The organism is Paenibacillus sp. FSL M7-0802 (assembly GCF_038004945.1).
GTDB classification, from domain to species: domain Bacteria; phylum Bacillota; class Bacilli; order Paenibacillales; family Paenibacillaceae; genus Paenibacillus; species Paenibacillus polymyxa_B.
In genome coordinates this window covers 5,302,039-5,319,779 of record NZ_JBBOSD010000001.1, presented here as the reverse complement: position 1 = coordinate 5,319,779, position 17,741 = coordinate 5,302,039, and the positions used below count along the sequence as shown (strand labels likewise).

Annotated in this window: 18 protein-coding genes and 1 other annotated feature; of the genes, 2 read left to right on the top strand and 16 right to left on the bottom strand. The window is 45.3% G+C overall.

Annotated features, from left to right (window positions below):
• Positions 1 to 103: 103 nt before the first annotated feature.
• The 12 genes from MHB54_RS24280 to MHB54_RS24225 all read right to left on the bottom strand — a co-directional run bounded on the left by MHB54_RS24280 (position 104) and on the right by MHB54_RS24225 (position 10,890).
• On the bottom strand, positions 104 to 379 hold the full coding sequence (locus MHB54_RS24280; protein WP_013310741.1) for a stage VI sporulation protein F: 276 nt from the start codon (positions 377 to 379) through the stop codon (positions 104 to 106).
• A 165-nt stretch (positions 380 to 544) separates the two neighbouring features.
• Positions 545 to 1,585, bottom strand: a complete 1,041-nt coding sequence (locus MHB54_RS24275) for an NAD(P)H-dependent glycerol-3-phosphate dehydrogenase (RefSeq protein ID WP_028540629.1) — start codon at positions 1,583 to 1,585, stop codon at positions 545 to 547.
• Complete coding sequence (plsY, locus tag MHB54_RS24270) at positions 1,578 to 2,186, bottom strand: glycerol-3-phosphate 1-O-acyltransferase PlsY (protein ID WP_025723065.1); 609 nt, start codon at positions 2,184 to 2,186, stop codon at positions 1,578 to 1,580. Before plsY ends, MHB54_RS24275 begins: the two co-directional genes overlap by 8 nt.
• 11 nt (positions 2,187 to 2,197) lie before the next feature.
• Positions 2,198 to 3,520 (bottom strand): ribosome biogenesis GTPase Der, encoded by a 1,323-nt coding sequence (gene der, locus MHB54_RS24265; RefSeq protein ID WP_013310744.1) that lies wholly within the window; start codon positions 3,518 to 3,520, stop codon positions 2,198 to 2,200.
• A gap of 147 nt (positions 3,521 to 3,667) precedes the next feature.
• Positions 3,668 to 4,894, bottom strand: a complete 1,227-nt coding sequence (rpsA, locus tag MHB54_RS24260) for a 30S ribosomal protein S1 (RefSeq protein WP_013371699.1) — start codon at positions 4,892 to 4,894, stop codon at positions 3,668 to 3,670.
• 120 nt (positions 4,895 to 5,014) lie between these two features.
• Entirely contained in the window at positions 5,015 to 5,608 is a 594-nt protein-coding gene (locus MHB54_RS24255) for a lysophospholipid acyltransferase family protein (protein ID WP_013310746.1), read from the bottom strand.
• Positions 5,605 to 6,312, bottom strand: a complete 708-nt coding sequence (cmk, locus tag MHB54_RS24250) for a (d)CMP kinase (protein WP_023989187.1) — start codon at positions 6,310 to 6,312, stop codon at positions 5,605 to 5,607. The genes MHB54_RS24255 and cmk overlap by 4 nt, the downstream gene beginning before the upstream one ends.
• A gap of 128 nt (positions 6,313 to 6,440) precedes the next feature.
• Positions 6,441 to 7,100, bottom strand: a complete 660-nt coding sequence (locus MHB54_RS24245; protein ID WP_023989188.1) for a flagellar brake protein — start codon at positions 7,098 to 7,100, stop codon at positions 6,441 to 6,443.
• 165 nt (positions 7,101 to 7,265) lie between these two features.
• Complete coding sequence (gene ypeB, locus MHB54_RS24240) at positions 7,266 to 8,651, bottom strand: germination protein YpeB (RefSeq protein WP_023989189.1); 1,386 nt, start codon at positions 8,649 to 8,651, stop codon at positions 7,266 to 7,268.
• Positions 8,652 to 8,915: 264 nt separating this feature from the next.
• The gene (gene prsW / locus MHB54_RS24235; protein WP_023989190.1) at positions 8,916 to 9,611 is read right to left on the bottom strand and encodes a glutamic-type intramembrane protease PrsW; all 696 of its coding nucleotides are present in this window, start codon (positions 9,609 to 9,611) and stop codon (positions 8,916 to 8,918) included.
• 89 nt (positions 9,612 to 9,700) lie between these two features.
• On the bottom strand, positions 9,701 to 10,315 hold the full coding sequence (locus tag MHB54_RS24230; RefSeq protein WP_013310751.1) for a genetic competence negative regulator: 615 nt from the start codon (positions 10,313 to 10,315) through the stop codon (positions 9,701 to 9,703).
• Positions 10,316 to 10,512: 197 nt separating this feature from the next.
• Positions 10,513 to 10,890: a hypothetical protein gene (locus tag MHB54_RS24225; RefSeq protein ID WP_023989191.1), complete on the bottom strand. Its 378-nt coding sequence runs from the start codon at positions 10,888 to 10,890 to the stop codon at positions 10,513 to 10,515.
• 94 nt (positions 10,891 to 10,984) lie between these two features.
• On the opposite strand from MHB54_RS24225, the gene MHB54_RS24220 reads away from it, so the two are divergent.
• A complete protein-coding gene (locus MHB54_RS24220; RefSeq protein WP_264453632.1) occupies positions 10,985 to 11,917 on the top strand; it encodes a polysaccharide deacetylase family protein in 933 nt (310 codons plus the stop codon).
• Positions 11,918 to 12,057: 140 nt separating this feature from the next.
• On the opposite strand, the gene MHB54_RS24215 is transcribed toward MHB54_RS24220, so the two are convergent.
• Together MHB54_RS24215 and MHB54_RS24210 are read right to left on the bottom strand one after the other, a co-directional pair.
• Entirely contained in the window at positions 12,058 to 12,399 is a 342-nt protein-coding gene (locus MHB54_RS24215) for a hypothetical protein (RefSeq protein ID WP_023989193.1), read from the bottom strand.
• A complete protein-coding gene (locus tag MHB54_RS24210; RefSeq protein ID WP_264453631.1) occupies positions 12,396 to 12,983 on the bottom strand; it encodes a type II CAAX endopeptidase family protein in 588 nt (195 codons plus the stop codon). Before MHB54_RS24210 ends, MHB54_RS24215 begins: the two co-directional genes overlap by 4 nt.
• 185 nt (positions 12,984 to 13,168) lie before the next feature.
• Positions 13,169 to 13,418, top strand: a binding site (T-box leader).
• 261 nt (positions 13,419 to 13,679) lie between these two features.
• On the opposite strand from MHB54_RS24210, the gene serA reads away from it, so the two are divergent.
• A complete protein-coding gene (serA, locus tag MHB54_RS24205; protein WP_028540623.1) occupies positions 13,680 to 15,272 on the top strand; it encodes a phosphoglycerate dehydrogenase in 1,593 nt (530 codons plus the stop codon).
• 215 nt (positions 15,273 to 15,487) lie between these two features.
• Here serA and MHB54_RS24200 read toward each other — a convergent pair whose 3' ends face one another.
• Together MHB54_RS24200 and MHB54_RS24195 are read right to left on the bottom strand one after the other, a co-directional pair.
• Positions 15,488 to 16,930, bottom strand: coding sequence for an ATP-binding protein (locus MHB54_RS24200; protein ID WP_023989196.1), 1,443 nt, complete (start codon positions 16,928 to 16,930; stop codon positions 15,488 to 15,490).
• Between the two features lies 1 nt (position 16,931).
• On the bottom strand, positions 16,932 to 17,648 hold the full coding sequence (locus MHB54_RS24195) for a response regulator transcription factor (protein WP_013310758.1): 717 nt from the start codon (positions 17,646 to 17,648) through the stop codon (positions 16,932 to 16,934).
• Positions 17,649 to 17,741: the final 93 nt, after the last annotated feature.

Below are 17,741 nucleotides of genomic sequence, written 5' to 3'. Positions count from 1 at the left end.
ATTTTGTGTACTGAAAAAGAGGTTAGCTGCTCCAAAATATAAAAAAAACCGCGAACCTTCCCGGTTCACGGTGAATAATACTAACCGGCGTGCGGCCAGCGGTCTATTTTTTCATCATCATTTTCATCAACGCTTCCATATTGGAAGGATTCATTCCGCTCTTTTTGACGGCACCAACGATATCCCTTACTGTATCTTCCGACACCGGAATGTTGGCCATCGCAGACACCTGCTTGATAAGCTGACGCAGTTGCGCTTCGCTTTGAAGCGTGTCCGCCTTTACCGTGCCTGCCAGCTTTTTCACTGCATTTTCGGATATGTTTTTGCCACCTTTTTTGTTAATGGCCTTCAATGCATCTTTCGGAAAGTTTTTATTCACAATCTCCCCTCCTCCGCCATTGCTCAACTCAGTCTATGAGTGGCGGAGACAAAAGGTGATTAAGCGTACATAAGACATGCCAAACGCCTAACTAAAAAAGGCTATCTCATTATAGAAAAAATCTACCATGAGACAGCCTTTATATTATTAAAGCTCATCCGACCCTTAAGAATGCCATTGCTCCCAAGTTTGAAGTGGCATGACTTCCATCTCGGTCTTAGGATCGCGACCCATCAGCGCCTCAACGGCCTTACGGACGTCACGTCCTTCAAACAGTACTCCATACAGCACCTCTGTAATAGGCATCTGAACACCTAATTTTTGAGAGATGGCGTATGCAGCTTTTGTCGTTCGAATACCTTCTACGACCATGCCCATCGATTCTAGCACAGCATCAAGCTGCTGGCCCTGTCCCAATAGGGACCCTGCACGCCAGTTGCGACTGTGACGACTCGTTGCAGTGACCACTAGATCGCCAATACCAGCCAGGCCGGCAAAGGTTAATGGATTAGCACCCATCTCAACTCCGGCACGGGTAATTTCAGCCAATCCACGAGTCAATAAAGCCGCTTTGGCATTATCACCGAAACCAAGTCCGTCTGACATTCCCGCACCCAATGCGATAATGTTTTTTAGCGCCCCGGACAGTTCCACGCCGAGCAAATCACGGTTTGTATAGACGCGGAAATAGGAGTTCATGAACAGCCCCTGTGCGGCCTGTGCAGCCTTCTCATTGGAGGAAGCTACAACGACCGTTGTAGGACACTTCTTCACCACTTCTTCCGCATGACTCGGACCAGACAGCACGGCAATATCGCCCTCCGCGACTTCCAGTTCTTCCGAGATCACCGTGGACATACGTTTAAGCGTTTCAGTTTCAAAACCTTTAATGGCATGCACTACCAGCATATCCTTGCTAAAATGAGCTTTCAGACTACGTGCTACCTGACGAGCAGCAGCCGAAGGAGATACGATAATCACTGCTCTAGCACCAGATACCGCAGTCTGCATGTCAGTTGTAGCTGAAATGCGATCAGACAAAATGGAGCCTGGTAAATAATGCTCATTCGTATGCTTCTCATTGATTTCAGCTGCTTGCTGCTCGTTTCTCGTCCAGACAGAGACATCGTTGTTATTGGCCGCAAGAACGGAAGCCAGGGCTGTTCCCCAACTCCCTGCGACCAGCACAGCTATTTTCTCAGACAAGACGATCTCCTCCTTTGGAGCCAAGCTTATTCTCATTCCCCCGTACCAGCTTGACTATGTTGGTACGGTGTCTCCACACAGCGAACAGACAAATGATTAGAGCCGTCCAGAATAACGGCCATGCATAACCAAGCACGAGTAATATCCAGGGGGTCAAAATGACAAAAATGAGCGATCCCAAGGATACGTAACGCGTCATTACGATTGCAAGTATCGCAATGATTCCGGCATATAGTGCGGGCAGTAAGGCAAGCGATGCCAATACACCAATAGCAGTCGCAATACCTTTTCCTCCACGGAAGTGAAAATATACCGGCCAGTTATGGCCCGCAATCGCCGCAATGCCGCACAAACCCGGTACCCAGGATGATTGTCCACCTAACCAGTGCCCTATTAGCACTGCAATAACCCCTTTAAGTACGTCCAGCAGCAGCACCAGAATAGCTGGGCCTTTTCCAAGCACACGCAGCGTATTCGTCGCACCGGCATTGCCGCTTCCATGCTGGCGAATGTCGATTCCTTTTAATTTTCCATACAGCAAACTAAAGCTGACAGAGCCAAGCAAGTAACTGAGTACGATGGCAACGATTTGTAAAATCAACCTATTCGCTCCTAACTTTCGTCAGACTTGCGCCGTGTAAAGATACGAATTGGAGTTCCTTCAAAATTGAAGGCGGCGCGAATTTTGTTCTCCAGATAACGCTCATATGAGAAGTGCATTATTTCTGGATCGTTTACGAATACAACCATCGTAGGCGGCTTAACAGCAACCTGGGTCACATAGTTAATGCGCAGACGACGTCCCTTGTCTGTTGGTGGAGGATTGATGGCAACCGCATCGGAAATTACATCATTCAGCAAATGTGTCTGAATACGCAACACATGCTGCTGCGCCACATGCTGTACAACAGGAAGCAGCTTTTGCAGGCGTTGCTTCGTTTTTGCAGACAAGAACACAATCGGAGCATATGTCATAAACAGAAAGTGATCGCGAATTTTCGTTTCAAACTGGTGCATCGTTTTATCGTCCTTGTCCACGACATCCCATTTGTTAACGACAAACAGCGATGCTTTACCCGCTTCATAAGCATAGCCAGCAATGTGCTTATCCTGCTCAATAATGCCTTCCTCGCCGTTAATAACGACCAGTACAACATCTGCACGCTCAATGGCACGCATGGCACGCATTACACTATATTTTTCGGTCGTTTCATAAACTTTACCACGTTTACGCATACCTGCCGTATCAATCAGCACATACTTTTGACCGTCTTTTTCAAAAGGTGTATCAATTGCATCACGCGTCGTGCCTGCAATGTCACTAACGATAACCCGTTCTTCTCCCAAAATGGCGTTAACCAGTGAAGATTTACCTACATTTGGGCGGCCGATCAAGGCAACACGAATAACGTCTTCATCATAGTGATCTTCTTCCAGCTCAGGCAAATTGGACGTAATGGCATCTAACAAGTCGCCTATCCCTGTTCCATGACTACCAGAAACAGCGATTGGATCACCAAATCCATAAGAATAAAACTCATAAATCAGATCGGCGCGACTGAGGTTGTCCACCTTGTTGACAGCTACGATGATCGGTTTACCCGAACGATATAGCATTTGAGCTACCTCTTCATCTGACTGTGTAATTCCTGCTTTCGCATCACTCATGAATACAATTACATCTGCTTCTTCTATTGCGAGTTCGGCCTGCATACGGATGGATTTTAAAATGACATCCTCACCATCAATCTCAATGCCGCCGGTGTCAATAATACTGAAGGATTTACCATTCCACTCCGATATACCGTATATACGGTCACGAGTGATTCCGGGTTTATCTTCCACGATGGACAAACGATCCCCGATAATCCGATTAAAAATAGTGGACTTACCCACATTCGGACGACCAACGATAGCCACAACGGGTCTTGCCATAAATTCACTCCTCCTGTCAATTCTTCCGCTATCATCATAGCAAAAAACATACCTATTGGCGATATGGTCACGTAACAACAATCGGCGAACCCTCTGGGTCCGCCGATGGTGTACGTTATGCTTATTATAAAATGTATTGATTTAAACTCATTTAAATTTGTTCAGCTTATCGCCAAAACGCTCGCCGAGCGTAATGCTCAGACCGGAATTATTGAGGGAAACGTTAGGATTATTCAGTTCCTCACGAGGTGCACGAGATGCACGTGGTGCTCTTTCTGCTTTAGGAGCAGCTTCAGGAGCTTCCTCAGTTTCTTTAATGCTCAGGCTAACACGTTTTTCGGAAGGATTCATTTCAAGAATTTTAACTTTCACTTCTTGTCCTTCTTCCAGAACTTCTTGTGGAGTTCCAATGTGTTTGTGGGAAATTTGGGAAATATGAACCAAACCTTCCACGCCAGGAGCGATTTCAACGAATGCGCCGAAGTTAACCAGACGTTTTACAACACCTGTTACGATGTCATTGTTGTTGAATTGTCCAGCAGCCGATTCCCAAGGACCAGGCTGTGCAGCTTTCATGCTCAAGCTGATTTTTCCTTTTTCAGGATCTACTTTCAAGACTTTCACTTTCACTTGATCTCCTTCAGAAACTGCATCAGAAGGCTTATCGACATGAGTCCAAGCAATTTCAGATACGTGAACCAGACCGTCCACGCCGCCAACATCTACGAAAGCACCGAACTGTGTAAGACGTTGAACCGTACCTACGATTTCTTGACCTTCTTTCAGCTCAGCCATTACTTTAAGCTTGTTGGCTTCGAATTCTGCTTCCAGAACGTCTTTTTGAGAAAGGATCACTTTGTTATTTTCACGATCCAGTTCTTTTACAACAACACGCAATGTGCGGCCTTTGTAATCACTGAAATCTTCAACGAAGTGACGTTCTACCATGGATGCAGGGATGAATCCGCGCAGACCTACGTCTACCACGATGCCACCTTTAACGACATCATTTACAACGACTTCAAATACTTCTTTGCTTTCGAACAGTTGCTCCAACTTTTCCCAAGCATTTTCACTGTCGATTGCACGTTTGGACAGAACAAGTTTTTCTTTGCCATCGTCGATGCTGATAATTCTAGCTTCAACCTCTTGGCCTACTTGTACTGCTTCTTCTGCGTTATCCAGACCAGAAGACAACTCGCGAATTGGAATAACTCCATCGTATTTATATCCAATGCTTACTACCGCTTGGTTATCTTCCAATTTCACGATTGTACCCTTAACGGTGTCACCTTTTTTCAGGGAGACGATTTGATCGAGCTCGTCTTGATTTGCCGCTTCAGCAGCTTCTTGATTTTTAATTTCTTCCGACATGTCAATACCCTCCTCAATTCAAAAAAAACCATTTATTTAAACCTGCGCATGGCAGAGTTCAAAACATAAATAAACTTTTGTTCTAGTTTTCCGAGCTTAGACACAATTCATGCAAGCCTTTCAGTTATTCGTAGGCTTACCCGTTTCCTTCATCGTGCGAATACGAGACATAATTGCTTCTGTTGCCAGTTCAAGCGGATCTCCTTCGATATCGGCACCCTTTTGGTAAGCGTCCAAATTGACAGGTTTACCGTATAACACTTTCGTTTTACGGAAAAGCTTGTAATCACCAATGATGGCGACCGGAACGGCAGCCGCTCCACTGCGTAGCGCAAAGCTTGCAGCACCCTTTTTACCGATTCCCCCAGCTCCTCTGGAGCCTTCGGGAAAGATCCCCATAACCTTACCGTCACGCAAAATGTTCAATGCCAGCTTAATGGATTCCTTACTTACACCACCGCGTTTGACTGGAAAAGCTCCCAGTTTCCCAATTAGCGGACCTAGTACAGGAACATTAAACAGCTCGGCTTTTGCCATAAAGTGAACCTTTCGCTTCAACAAAATACCGACTGTAGGAGGGTCAAGATTACTAATATGATTAGAACACAACAGTACTCCGCCCTCGGCAGGAACATTTTCCCTGCCTACCGCCTCAAGTCTAAACAGAACGCGGTAAATGAGACGCAAAATACTGGCGCATACAGTATATATCATTGGCTGATCTCTCCATCCTTCTCCGTTAAGCAATAAGATACGATCGTATCAACGACATCCTGAATGCCCATATGGGTCGTATCGAGCACGATGGCGTCCTCACTGCAACGAAGCGGGGATACCTCCCTCTCCTCGTCAAGCTTGTCACGTGCCGCAATGTCACGTTCTAGCTGCTCCAGAGTGATATCATCAGTTTCGCTCAGTTCTTTAAAACGGCGAGAGGCACGTTCCTGAACACTTGCGGTCATGAACACCTTGACTTCCGCATCGGGAAGTACAGTTGTTCCAATATCGCGACCATCCATAACGACACCCTTGCGTGCAGCCATTTCACGCTGGTTTTCAGTCAAACGTGTACGTAAACCAGCAATACTTGAATACTGTGACACGTTGCTAGTCACTTCCATCGAACGGATCACAGTGGTTACATCTTCCCCGTTACAATAAACCTTTTGGCCTGTGGGGTCCGGTACTAATTCAATCACCAGCTCAGGTACATGCTGAAGCACTTTTTGTACATTTTCTGCAGGAATTTCCTTACACATCATGTACCACGTTGCTGCTCGGTACATGGCGCCGGTATCTACATATACATAAGAAAGTGCTTTCGCCACCAGGCGGGCCACTGTACTTTTCCCTGCACCAGCAGGTCCATCAATGGCTACATTTATTTTGTTACTTGAAGATACATGTTGCCTTGCCAACAGGGAATTCCTCCTAACCTAACCTCAAGAAAAAAGCAGGCATTGCCTGCGACGTGAAAATTATACCACACATTTATAGGCGATGCAAAATAAGCGACAGGTTACTAAAAAAGAAAAATTTCGGATGATTAAGATTTTTCCCGGAATTCCAGCTGCCGTTCAAAACAATATTTAATCAGTTTTTGGCGCTCCTGATCAGCAATTTTCTCATATTTCAGCATAATGAGTCTGCGGCCGTTTTCCATCTGCTGAATACGTACAATTTCAGATTGGAACGGAACATGCTCTTGAGTTCCGTTTTTATAAGGGACCAAAATCCAGCAAGATAATGATTCTCCTTCTTCAAGATGATGAGCTCCCTGGGTCTGAAAAGAAACGCCTCCGCCTCCCACATCATGCGTCTCTGCTACAAATCTGGACTCGTTCTCACCATGCTTTACCGCAATTTCCAAGTTGGCCTTAACCCGAAGAAAGTTTCGGCGCTGAATTTTGCTGATGCTGTCTGGAGCAGGTTTGTGGATGCGAACCATCCGGAGGATATCCTCTTTAAAACCCGTAACGTGGGTATTGAAATAATTTTTAATACCTCCCTCGCTCATAAAAAATATAGACAGCTCTTCCCCTAGAAACAATTTTTTCAAGTGTCCACTTGTTTGTGACATAGGAATTTCAATTAGAAAGTTCTGTGACTCCTCTTCCGCAATACGAGACTTAAATTCAAAAATCTCGTCCTTATGGTCAGTACCAGCCACTTGTATGTATAACACATCATTAATTTTGGGAAACAAATGATCCACCATCCTTGTCCATTAAAAGCTCTAATTAAGGTATATAATACCACGACTTTATGCCTATATTAAGCATTATATTTGTTCGAGCTATGACTAAAGCACAAAAAACCTCCTTCATGAAGGAGGTTTAGAGTGACTATTGATTCATTTTCATGTAATCAACTACGCATTACTTGCAGTAACCTGAGGTTCATCTGAATCTTTAACCTCTTCAATCGTTTCTTCCATCCCTGTATTGGCGTTAATGTATATCCGGTAAACGGAACCATTGATTTTACCACCAAATTCATAACACAGAACTTCATTCGAAAGTTCATTTTCAATTAAGGCTTTACGGTGGTAAGTTTCACGAAACTCAGGATTCAATTTTGCTCGTGCTGCATTCAAATTCAATTTCGCTTGCGGAATGCGGCGGAGATGACTATGCTCATACACATAATCACTGGATTGAAAACCGATCACTTGTCCGTTATCAAGGCCTGATCTGACTGTGATTTTTTCTGGATAGATAATCACGTCCCCTTGTTGGCTCGCAAATGTAATGTTAGCTAAATTCCCGCTTTCATCATATGCAACTGGCTTCATTCCTTTGTAACCTTTTTGTTCAAGGTATTCACTAGCATAGCGAATCGCTTCATTACGTGTTGCTTTTTTAGGACCTACTGCCCTCATGTCATGATAAGAAATAAGCTTGCCGCCTTTTTTCGTGAAATCCATACTGGCCACGGGTTGCTTCTTATTTAGCAGGGTAGCTGTATAAGATGCCCATTCCGTTCCTTTACCGTTTTCGTTCACACGAATCTGACTTTCCGGTTTTCCTGTAAATTCAGCGGCATTTCGTTTAATTTGTTCTGCATTCACTGCCGGGAGACTCAATTTTTTCACAGAGCGTTTATCATAGATGCTGGCTACAGACGGTCCCCAATCCAGCTCCTTGTAGTTTTCCACCTTTTTGTCCACGGTTTTAAAGCCATCAATAATGGTATTGTCCTTCGGCCCAGTTTGAGAACCTGCCGCCATATCTACATCCATCCATCGCAAATTTTTGCTAAGGACCTTTTGCTGCACTTCCTGCATGTTTTTCGAAATTTCTTTGGAATTGTTATATAACGTTTTCAGGTTCGAAATTTCTTTCTCATTTAAAGGCTCGTGATCCAGATCACGAACAGCGGTCTGATACGAAAATGCAGATAGATGTGACAGCAAATCCTTGGCATGATTAAAAGGCATTACATTGAGAGGCAACTGATTAACCTCATTTTGGGCCTCACTTGCAATTCTCCACACGTTCATCAAACATTTGCGGTGCATCGAGTGTGAAGTGTTATGGACAGCAACCGCGTTACCGAGTTGAGAATGCAGCTGATCCATATGAAACGACAAATCGTGAAACGCACGCTGGTATTGATTTTCCGCTTTAATCGACATGTTATCTGCCTGAAGAGACACCTCTTTTCTCATCTGGCTTTGCTGATAACCCCACACAAATGCTCCTATCATCATCAGGGTAACCACCGGGAACAATACGGCACTAAGTCGCTTATACATATTGGGAGTCTCCTTTCTTCAAGTACACTACCGATAGTGTGACAAGAAGAAAGCTCTCTTATGCATGCTTTTCCATGACTTCAACAATAAACTCATAATTATCGCAAATGCAGCGTTTAAAGCCGGTCTGAATCTGTCCTTGCTCTATGCGTCCTCTTAGCACAAAGCGTTCCCCGCATCTTTTACAATGAATCCTTACTTTTATGCGCAAAAAAAGACACCTCTTTCTCTAACAGGTTTGTCAGATCAGTGTGTCCCATTTCGTTACATATTAACCTTTTCTTCCCGCTTTAACAAGCGAAAAGGAGAACGGTTATTGGCTCGACTAATCTTCGCCATTCCCCCATACCATAGAAATGCCATCAGTGGAATGATAAACCAGATCCAGTCATGCGAAAATTTCGTCAAAATCAAATCGTATACTCCGTGCCAGAACCATGGAAGCACCAATGACAGCAACAACATGTATTTGCTCCTCAAGCCCTTTGAAAACTTGGCCTTCCCCATGTAGTAGCCCATCATTACGCCAAACATCGCATGACCGGATACCGGTAGCAATGATCGCATCAGCATCATGCTAATCGAAGCATGCCCCGCCCAGGCATATAACAGATTTTCAACCGTTGCAAATCCGAGTGAGACTGCGGCTGCATACAAAATACCATCATAAGGCTCGTCGAACTCGGTATGATTATAGATGATGTGATACAACAGAAACCATTTAAAAAACTCTTCCACTCCGGCTGAAATGCCGAATACCTGGATTAACGTGTGATCCCCTAGCCAAAGCAGCAGCCCGCGTTGAAAAATCATGACAGGAAGAACCACCAAAAAGCCGAGCAAAAACACTTTAATAACCATGTGCAGTGGCTCCGAATCATACCTGTCCTTCAAGTAAAAATACATCAATAAGGCGAGACCCGGCGCTGTGGCTGCCGCTAAAACCGAAAACAGAAGCACCGATCATCATCCCTCCATAAAAATGAGTCGGCCCTGCTTTCAGCGCAGAGCCGACAAATTCACTTCGATATCACTTTCAATAGAACGAATCAAGAACGGCTGTCAAAATGAGTGCAGATGACAGCAACTGCCTGTTCAGGAATGACCAGCTTGCCGTACTCTTCCAACATAGCTGGTGTAACGGATGAGCCTTCTCCAAATTCAGCAAGAACCGCGATTAAAGCCGCAAGCTTGGACTCCTCTACTTCTTCTGGTTCCAAATGCAGAATCCATTTTCCTCTATAATGATACAGCTTACCTGCTTCCGTAGTGTTGCTACGAAGCATATGAGCCGCTTCTATGAGAACTTCGAAATCGCTAAACGCGTAAACGATGGAATCGCTATGCTCCAGCGTGACTTCCATTTCGTAGACTTCTTCTGGAAGCTCCTCATCGGGACCCGAACCATACTGTTGATGGTCATATTTTCCCCGGGTGACGATAACAACCATTCCTTGAGCAGGAAGCGCAAAGACTTCGACAGCTAACGGTCCCGTGGCGTCGAAGCCCAGTTCACTGTATGCCTGATCCATCATTTCGGTAAACAGCTCATGAACTCTTGGAATTTCTTGCCACATATCGTCTTTTTGAATACCGCGTTCGCTCAAATCGTCAAAGGTAAGGAAAATCCGTATCTTGTCCTGACTTAATCTTTCTATTTTCATACTGGACCCTCCTCCTGGCAGCCGAGTGTTATTAACAGATTATGATGCAATTATGATGCCTGTGATGAAAATGGTTCTATGTAATCATGTTATCATTTTATAATCGTAAATGCACGCAATAAAAAGATAAAAAAAAGAATCATTTGAACGGCTTTTACAAAAAAGCCGCAAAATGATTCGGAATAAAGGTTTCTGGGTTACAATCCCGGTACGGCTGTATGAGTTTCTTTCAAAATTTGCTCGACCTCACGTTTAACATCGGGACTTGTGCTGATGAAGTCTTTAATCAACTTCATATTCTCTTCTTTGTTCTTGGCAGTATGGGCGTTATGAGCGGTTTTATCTGTTTGTAAATGATGGTCTTGATCCTTATGGGTGTCTTCTTTATTGAGCGTTATCTCGCCCATTCCGGGAAATGCCGCGTCCATCATTTTAGTACGGGCTTTCTGCACTAAATTGCCGCCTTTTTTTCCACCCATGTCCATAGATAAGCCCAACATGTTGCGGTTGCGGGAGATCAAAGAGCTTGCGACAGCGCCCAAGACGATTCCCAGGAAAAATGAAGATGTTTTCACAATTAGAACCTCCCTTTGTGGTAGAATCAAGCATAGTGTTCGTCAGTAGTGACAAACTCATACGGTATAAAATACAGGAAGGTGAGATGAAATAATGGGTACAAAAACAGCAGCCATTTTGTTCACCGCATGTCTGCTGCTTAGTGCTTGCACTGCAACCAAGCCGGAATCTGCGGCAACAAGCAACCAGCAGGATTCGGCAGCGTCTGACTCAAGTAACAGCGCCAAAGATCAGAGCAACGTCTCTTCCCCAAAAAGCAGCAGTAAGCAAGCAGGCAGTGATGATCATAACTCAGCGGGTAAAACCAATGCACAAAATGATAAAACCAGCGAAAGCAACGAAACAGGAGCTGCGACATCTGCAACATCTGCAACTACCAATAACAAAATGTATCACTTGGACAAAGCCTACAATGTAATCCCTAACCAACAAGGTACCGAAAAAAAAGTCGTGTTACTGACCTTTGATGATGGTCCCAAGGAAGCAGCCATGATTAACAAAATCATAGATGTACTGGACAAACACAAAGCGAAAGCGATTTTCTTCGTAAACGGTTACCGTGTAAAAGAGCATCCTGAGTTACTCAAGCTTATCCATGACCGTGGGCAGCCCATCGGCAACCATAGCTGGGATCACATCGTGCTGAAGAATAAATCTGAGCCCGAGGTCAAAAAACAGATTGAAACAGTACAAAAAGCTGTTAAGGACATTACAGGGCAAGCCCCTGTATTCTTCCGTCCCCCTCATGGTGCAGGCGGAGACGTAGGTCGCAAGGTCGCTAAGGAAAACGGTCTCCTATACATGACATGGTCCGTCGGTTCTCTGGACTGGACAATGAAAAAGAATCAGCCTAATAAAACGGAGGCACTCCTCAAAAACGTAACAGAACAACTCCATCCAGGCAGCAATATTTTGATGCATGAACTGCCATGGACAGCTGAGGCTCTGGACAGTCTATTGACACGCCTTGAGCAAAAGGGTTATCAATTTGTCGATCCGCAAGGCATTGAGGTTCCTGCCAGCTAATAGACACTTGCGTATACTCCGGATTAACTATAGATGATGCAATAAAGGCCTCCATTCTCCGCTATTCATGCGGAGATGGAGGCCTTTACCGTATCATTACGCGCCTTGACCTAAGCACAGACGTCCATAATAACTTTATATTACCAAAGCATTTCACTGATGGGTGGTGCACCCTTGATGCCCCACCACAGTAACGCTGCAGTAATCAGCACAAAAAGAGTGCTCAAAAAATTTAAAAACCACTTGCTTACCCGAATACGGCGGGACGGAAACATTTCCGCCCGCGTTCGGTACTCACTGGCAGGAGTGTCATTCTCCATCGTCACAGCAACTTCTGGTGCAGCGGCAACGTGAGCCAATTCTGGCACGGGCCGTGAAGCACGGGAGCGAACTGGTTTAGATTTTGACCTGTCCTCCTCCTTGCCTTTGCGACCATTTCGACGGCTACCATAGGTCTGCACTCTGCTAAGTTCCTGATTCATTCTTCATACCTCCGAAAACGTAACGCTAAACCAGATATAAGGTCAATCACAAAATGACAAATGATCGGTGCCCACAGACTACCGGTCTGCACATATATGTAGCCCAATCCATAACTGCTAAGAAAAACCCAGCCAGTGGGAATCCAATGCCGTAAATATCGGATATGAATCACCGCAAACAAAATGCTTGTCCAATAAGGACCAAAGCTGTACTGAATCGCACCTCTGAACAAGAGTTCCTCACAGATGGAGACGATAGCTGCTATACAAATAATATGCCAAACCGGACGATTTTGAAACAGCATTTGGTTAATACCACCGTCATCCATAGCATCCTCAGGCATAATCCGGGATAGCAACAGATCCACAAGTAACATAGCGGCGGCCAAGCCCAATCCCCACCATAAGACGTGCAGAGTGTTCGGCAATGCAAATAGTTCTAACACATTTCTTTTCTGAAAAACAATCCAGATTGCACCAATCAGCAGGGTCAGCCCCTGAGTTAGATACAAATTGTAAAGCAGCAAGCGGTCATTCAATTCATGAATTTGCGCTCTTTTCCATTTCACTTTAAGCTTTTTCATAGTTAGTTAGTCCTCTGCATAGTCTTCTTTAGCATCATAGCCAAAAAGTCGGACGGATTCAAGAAGACTTAAATCTTAATTTTCCGCATTCTGTAGCTATATATCTAGCCGGCTATCCACACATGTCGCATGTCCTATTGACATGCCCATGTAAGCCATGATACATTATGAAAAAATTATTAGCGACAACAACAATGATGGAGAAAAGGTATTGATTTCGTCCTCAGAGAACCGGTGCTTGGGTGGAAGCCGGTGACGAAGTAACTACTTTCAGCGCTCCTGAGTTATTGCACCGAGGTCTGGGGAATATTTCCCGGCATTAGATGCAATCGGCAGAAAACCGTTATCCTTTCGGTCATTTTATGACCGCTGAAGGCAGTCCATTGCGAAATGGCTGCGAATTAGGGTGGTACCACGATAACTCTCGTCCCTTACTATGGAGATAGTATGTGATTCGGGAGTTTTTTTGATGCCCGAAAACCGCAAAGTGTCTCCGCATAAGACTTTTGGTCGTTAGTTTGGTGCATAATGCTATTCCATCCCTTTTCTGCGTCAATGCGTTATCACACTAGTATTTCACACCGCTCTCCTGTACTTTTAGAAGCATTTCAAGTTTTTTCATGTTCTTTATGGAATGTATTTCAGTTTGAAGTACATCCTGTCCATAAAAGAAGTTAACTTTGAGGAGGAAACCAAATGTTTAAAGTGTTAGTATCCGATCCGATCAGTGACCTGGGCATCCAGCAACTGATGGATGCAGACGATGTCACGGTGGACAAGAACACAGGTCTCAGCGAGGATGAATTGGTTCAAATTATTGGTGATTATGACGCGTTACTCGTTCGAAGCCAAACTCGGGTAACCGAACGCATCATGACGGCAGGTAAGAACCTCAAGGTTGTAGGGCGAGCTGGGGTCGGAGTGGACAATATCGACCTTGAAGCAGCAACACAGCGCGGGATTATCGTTATTAACGCCCCTGACGGCAACACGATTACGACATGTGAGCACACTTTTGCGATGATGATGGCTCTAGCACGTCATATTCCACAGGCGTATGCCAAAACCATTGGCGGTACATGGGATCGTAAAACATTCCTCGGTGTCGAACTGCGTAACAAAACACTTGGAGTCCTCGGCATGGGACGTATCGGCAGTGAGGTGGCTAAACGTGCCAAAGCATTTGGCATGAGCATCCTCGGCTATGATCCATTTCTAACGGAAGAACGCGCTGAGAAGCTGGGCATTAAGCTGGCGAGCGTGGACGAAATTATCCGCAACGCAGATTTTATGACCGTACACACACCATTAACACCAGAAACGAAACATATGATTGCTCGTCCACAGTTTGAAGTGATGAAAAAAGGAATGCGCATCATCAACTGTGCCCGGGGCGGAGTTATCGATGAAATGGCTCTTGTTGAAGCCATTGATGAAGGTATCGTTGCCGGTGCAGCCTTTGACGTATTCGAATCAGAGCCGCCAGCACAGGATCACCCATTCCTGAGTCATCCGAAAATTATCGTCACACCACATCTGGGTGCCTCAACTGTCGAAGCTCAGGAGAATGTAGCTATCGATGTGTCCGAGCAAGTGCTGCATATTTTGCGTGATGAGCCTTTTAAAAATGCGGTCAACATGCCTCCAGTACCATCCAACGTCATGACGCAATTGCAGCCATATTTCTCGCTTGGAGAGAAGCTGGGCAGCTTTGCCGCTCAGATCACGAATCAGGCTGTACGTGAAATTCAGGTAGATTACGCTGGTGATTTGTCCTCTGTGGATACACAGCCGCTGACACGTTATATTTTGAAAGGTGTACTTAGCCGTCATCTGGGCAGCGATGTGAACATTGTAAACTCTGTACATCTGGCCAAAACACGTGACATCCATCTTGTCGTGTCTCAGGCGCCCGCCACCAAGGGATTTACCAACCTGATTACCGTTACACTCAAAACCCAGAGCGGCGAAGAGCAACGTGTATCTGGCACCCTGCTGGCAGGCTATGGCGAACGTATTGTTCGGTTGAACCAGTTCCCAGTAGATGTGGCACCGGAAGCTCATTTCCTGCTCATCTCCCACAATGATAAACCAGGCATTATCGGTCGTGTCGGCACCTTGCTTGGGGAGAACGGCGTCAATATCGCTTCCATGCAAGTAGGGCGTAAAATTGTCGGCGGAGAAGCCATCATGATCTTGACCGTCGATAAAGCCGTGCCTAAAGATGTGCTGGTTCAACTCGTTGGTTTGCCAGAACTAAATACTGCCCAAGAAGTAGTGCTAGATTAGTTCCAGACAGTATTGAGAAGTCCAAGGTTTATAATAAAGAGAGGCGCCTGGCTACCCAGGCGTCTTTTTCTTATACCGTTATCTATCATGAGAGCAATTATCTTGAAACAGGATGTTCCACGTTGAACAAGATAAATGTTGATTTTTCAACAAAAAGCACCCTCTTCCGAGGATGCCTGCAAACCGGGGTATATCAGTTGGGGCTTATAAGCCTGTTACAGACCCAGCTTTGTTTTGTTGGAGATCGGCAGCAAAATAGTAAATTCCGTCCCTTCCCCCAATGCGCTGGCAGCAGAGACAGAGCCTCCGTGAGCCTCTACAATATTCTTGACAATAGCAAGCCCCAAACCAGTCCCTTTATCCTCACCACGTACTCTGGCCTTATCTGCCTTGTAGAAGCGGTCGAAAATATAAGGTAGATCCTCGCTGGCAATGCCTACACCTTCATCCTTAATCCGAATACGGATTAACTCATGCCGTTCTCCCAAAATTCGATCCGCCGCAATAGTAACCTTTTTCCCGCCGGGTGTATGTCTGAATGCATTATCCAGCAAATTGGTCAATACCTGCTCCAGTCGGTCTTCATCTGCCTCAGGCAGCAGCAAACGTTGGCCTTGCTCATGGTAATCGAGTGTCAGTCCCTGTTCCTTCGAACGTACCGTAAATTTACGATGAACACGCTCGATCAGCTCATTCACATCCACTTCCTGTCGGTGCATGTCTGTATGACCAGCCTCCATTCGGGCCAGATCAAGCAGATCTTTGACTAATCTTCCCATGCGTAATGATTCATCATGGATGACCTGTACCAGCTCCTCGGATTCTTCAGGTGAACCCGCCATACCATCCAGCAACGCCTCGCTGTAGCCCTGCATCATAGATAAAGGTGTACGGATTTCATGAGAGACGTTGGCCACAAAATCACTCCGCATCTTCTCAAGCTTCACTTCTTCCGTAATATCTCTAAGCACAGCTACTGCACCGCGGATTGCATTATCCGTATACAGAGGCGCCATCTGCACCGACCAGGAGCCCTTCTTGACATGGATATAGTCTCCGACATCCTCTCCCCTGTCCATAACGGTATGGAACAGAGACTGCAAAGGCTCAGGTACAGAAGCTCCAAACTCCTCCAGATCACGCTCCTGCCACTCCAGCTTTTTCCAGATATCCAACAGACTTTGTGCCGGCGGATTCGTCAAGATGATTTGTCCGCTTCTGTCGAAGGTGATTACTGCATCAGACATGCTTCGCAGTACACTGGATAAATGGTTTTTTTCCTCATTCAGACTGCGGATCGTTGCTTCCAGTTCCGTAGACATATGATTAAAAGTTTTCGCCAGTTCTCCAATTTCATCACTGGTCACCAGCGAAAGCCGAGTATCATACCTTCCCTCACGAATCGCATTCGCCGCCTGAATCAACAGCTGCATAGGCTGTGTGATTTTAGTAAAAAGGAATAGGGCAAAAAAGGTCGTCAATAAAAATCCGACAATGCATGTATAGGTGAACAAATGCTTGATTTCCGTCGATTCATACGCCGCAAAATTTCTGTTGATGTACGGCAATAAAAAAAGCCCTAGAAAAATAAGCACAGAGCCTACAAGACAAATGATGGTGATCCACAGCTTGCCTACCAGCGATCTCCAGAAGTTCACGTTATTTTGGAACCTCCAGCTTATAACCTACGCCCCACACGGTCGTAATCATAGCCGCTGCCTCTGGCGATACCTTATTCAGCTTTTCACGAAGCCGTTTCACATGCGTATCCACAGTGCGCAGATCACCAAAAAATTCGTAATTCCAAACGTCTTTCAGCAGTTCTTCGCGCGAGAAGACTTTATCTGGTGACACCGCCAAATAATGCAACAGCTCGTACTCTTTAGGCGTGAGACTGATTTCAATCCCGCCCGCAGTTACCCGGTGCGCATCATGCTCAATGATAAGATTCGGAAAAACAATACTATTGCTTGGTACCGCCTCTTTCGTTAAAAAGGCAGTTTCCGACGAACGGCGTAAAATCGCCTTCACCCGGTAAATGACTTCTCGCGGGCTAAAGGGCTTAACCACATAATCATCGGCCCCGACTTCAAAGCCTTGTACACGGTTCACTTCCTCACCTTTGGCAGTCAGCATAATCACAGGTGTAGCTTTGGTCTGACGCAGCCGTGTACATACCTCAATTCCATCCATCCCCGGAAGCATTACATCGAGCAAAATAATGCTGTAATCGCTTGCAGTCGCTTTTTGGAGGGCAATCTCACCATCCTCAGCTTCGTCAATTACATATCCTTCTTTTTCCAGATACATCCGCAGAAGGCGGCGAATGCGTTCTTCATCGTCTACAATTAATATGCGGTTGCTTTGTTCTGACATATTCCCAGCCCCTTCGCTAAAAAAAGCATTCTCTCTATTTTACTATTTTCCTGTGCTTGGTCAAACTTTACTCTCATCCAACAGTCTCTTTAC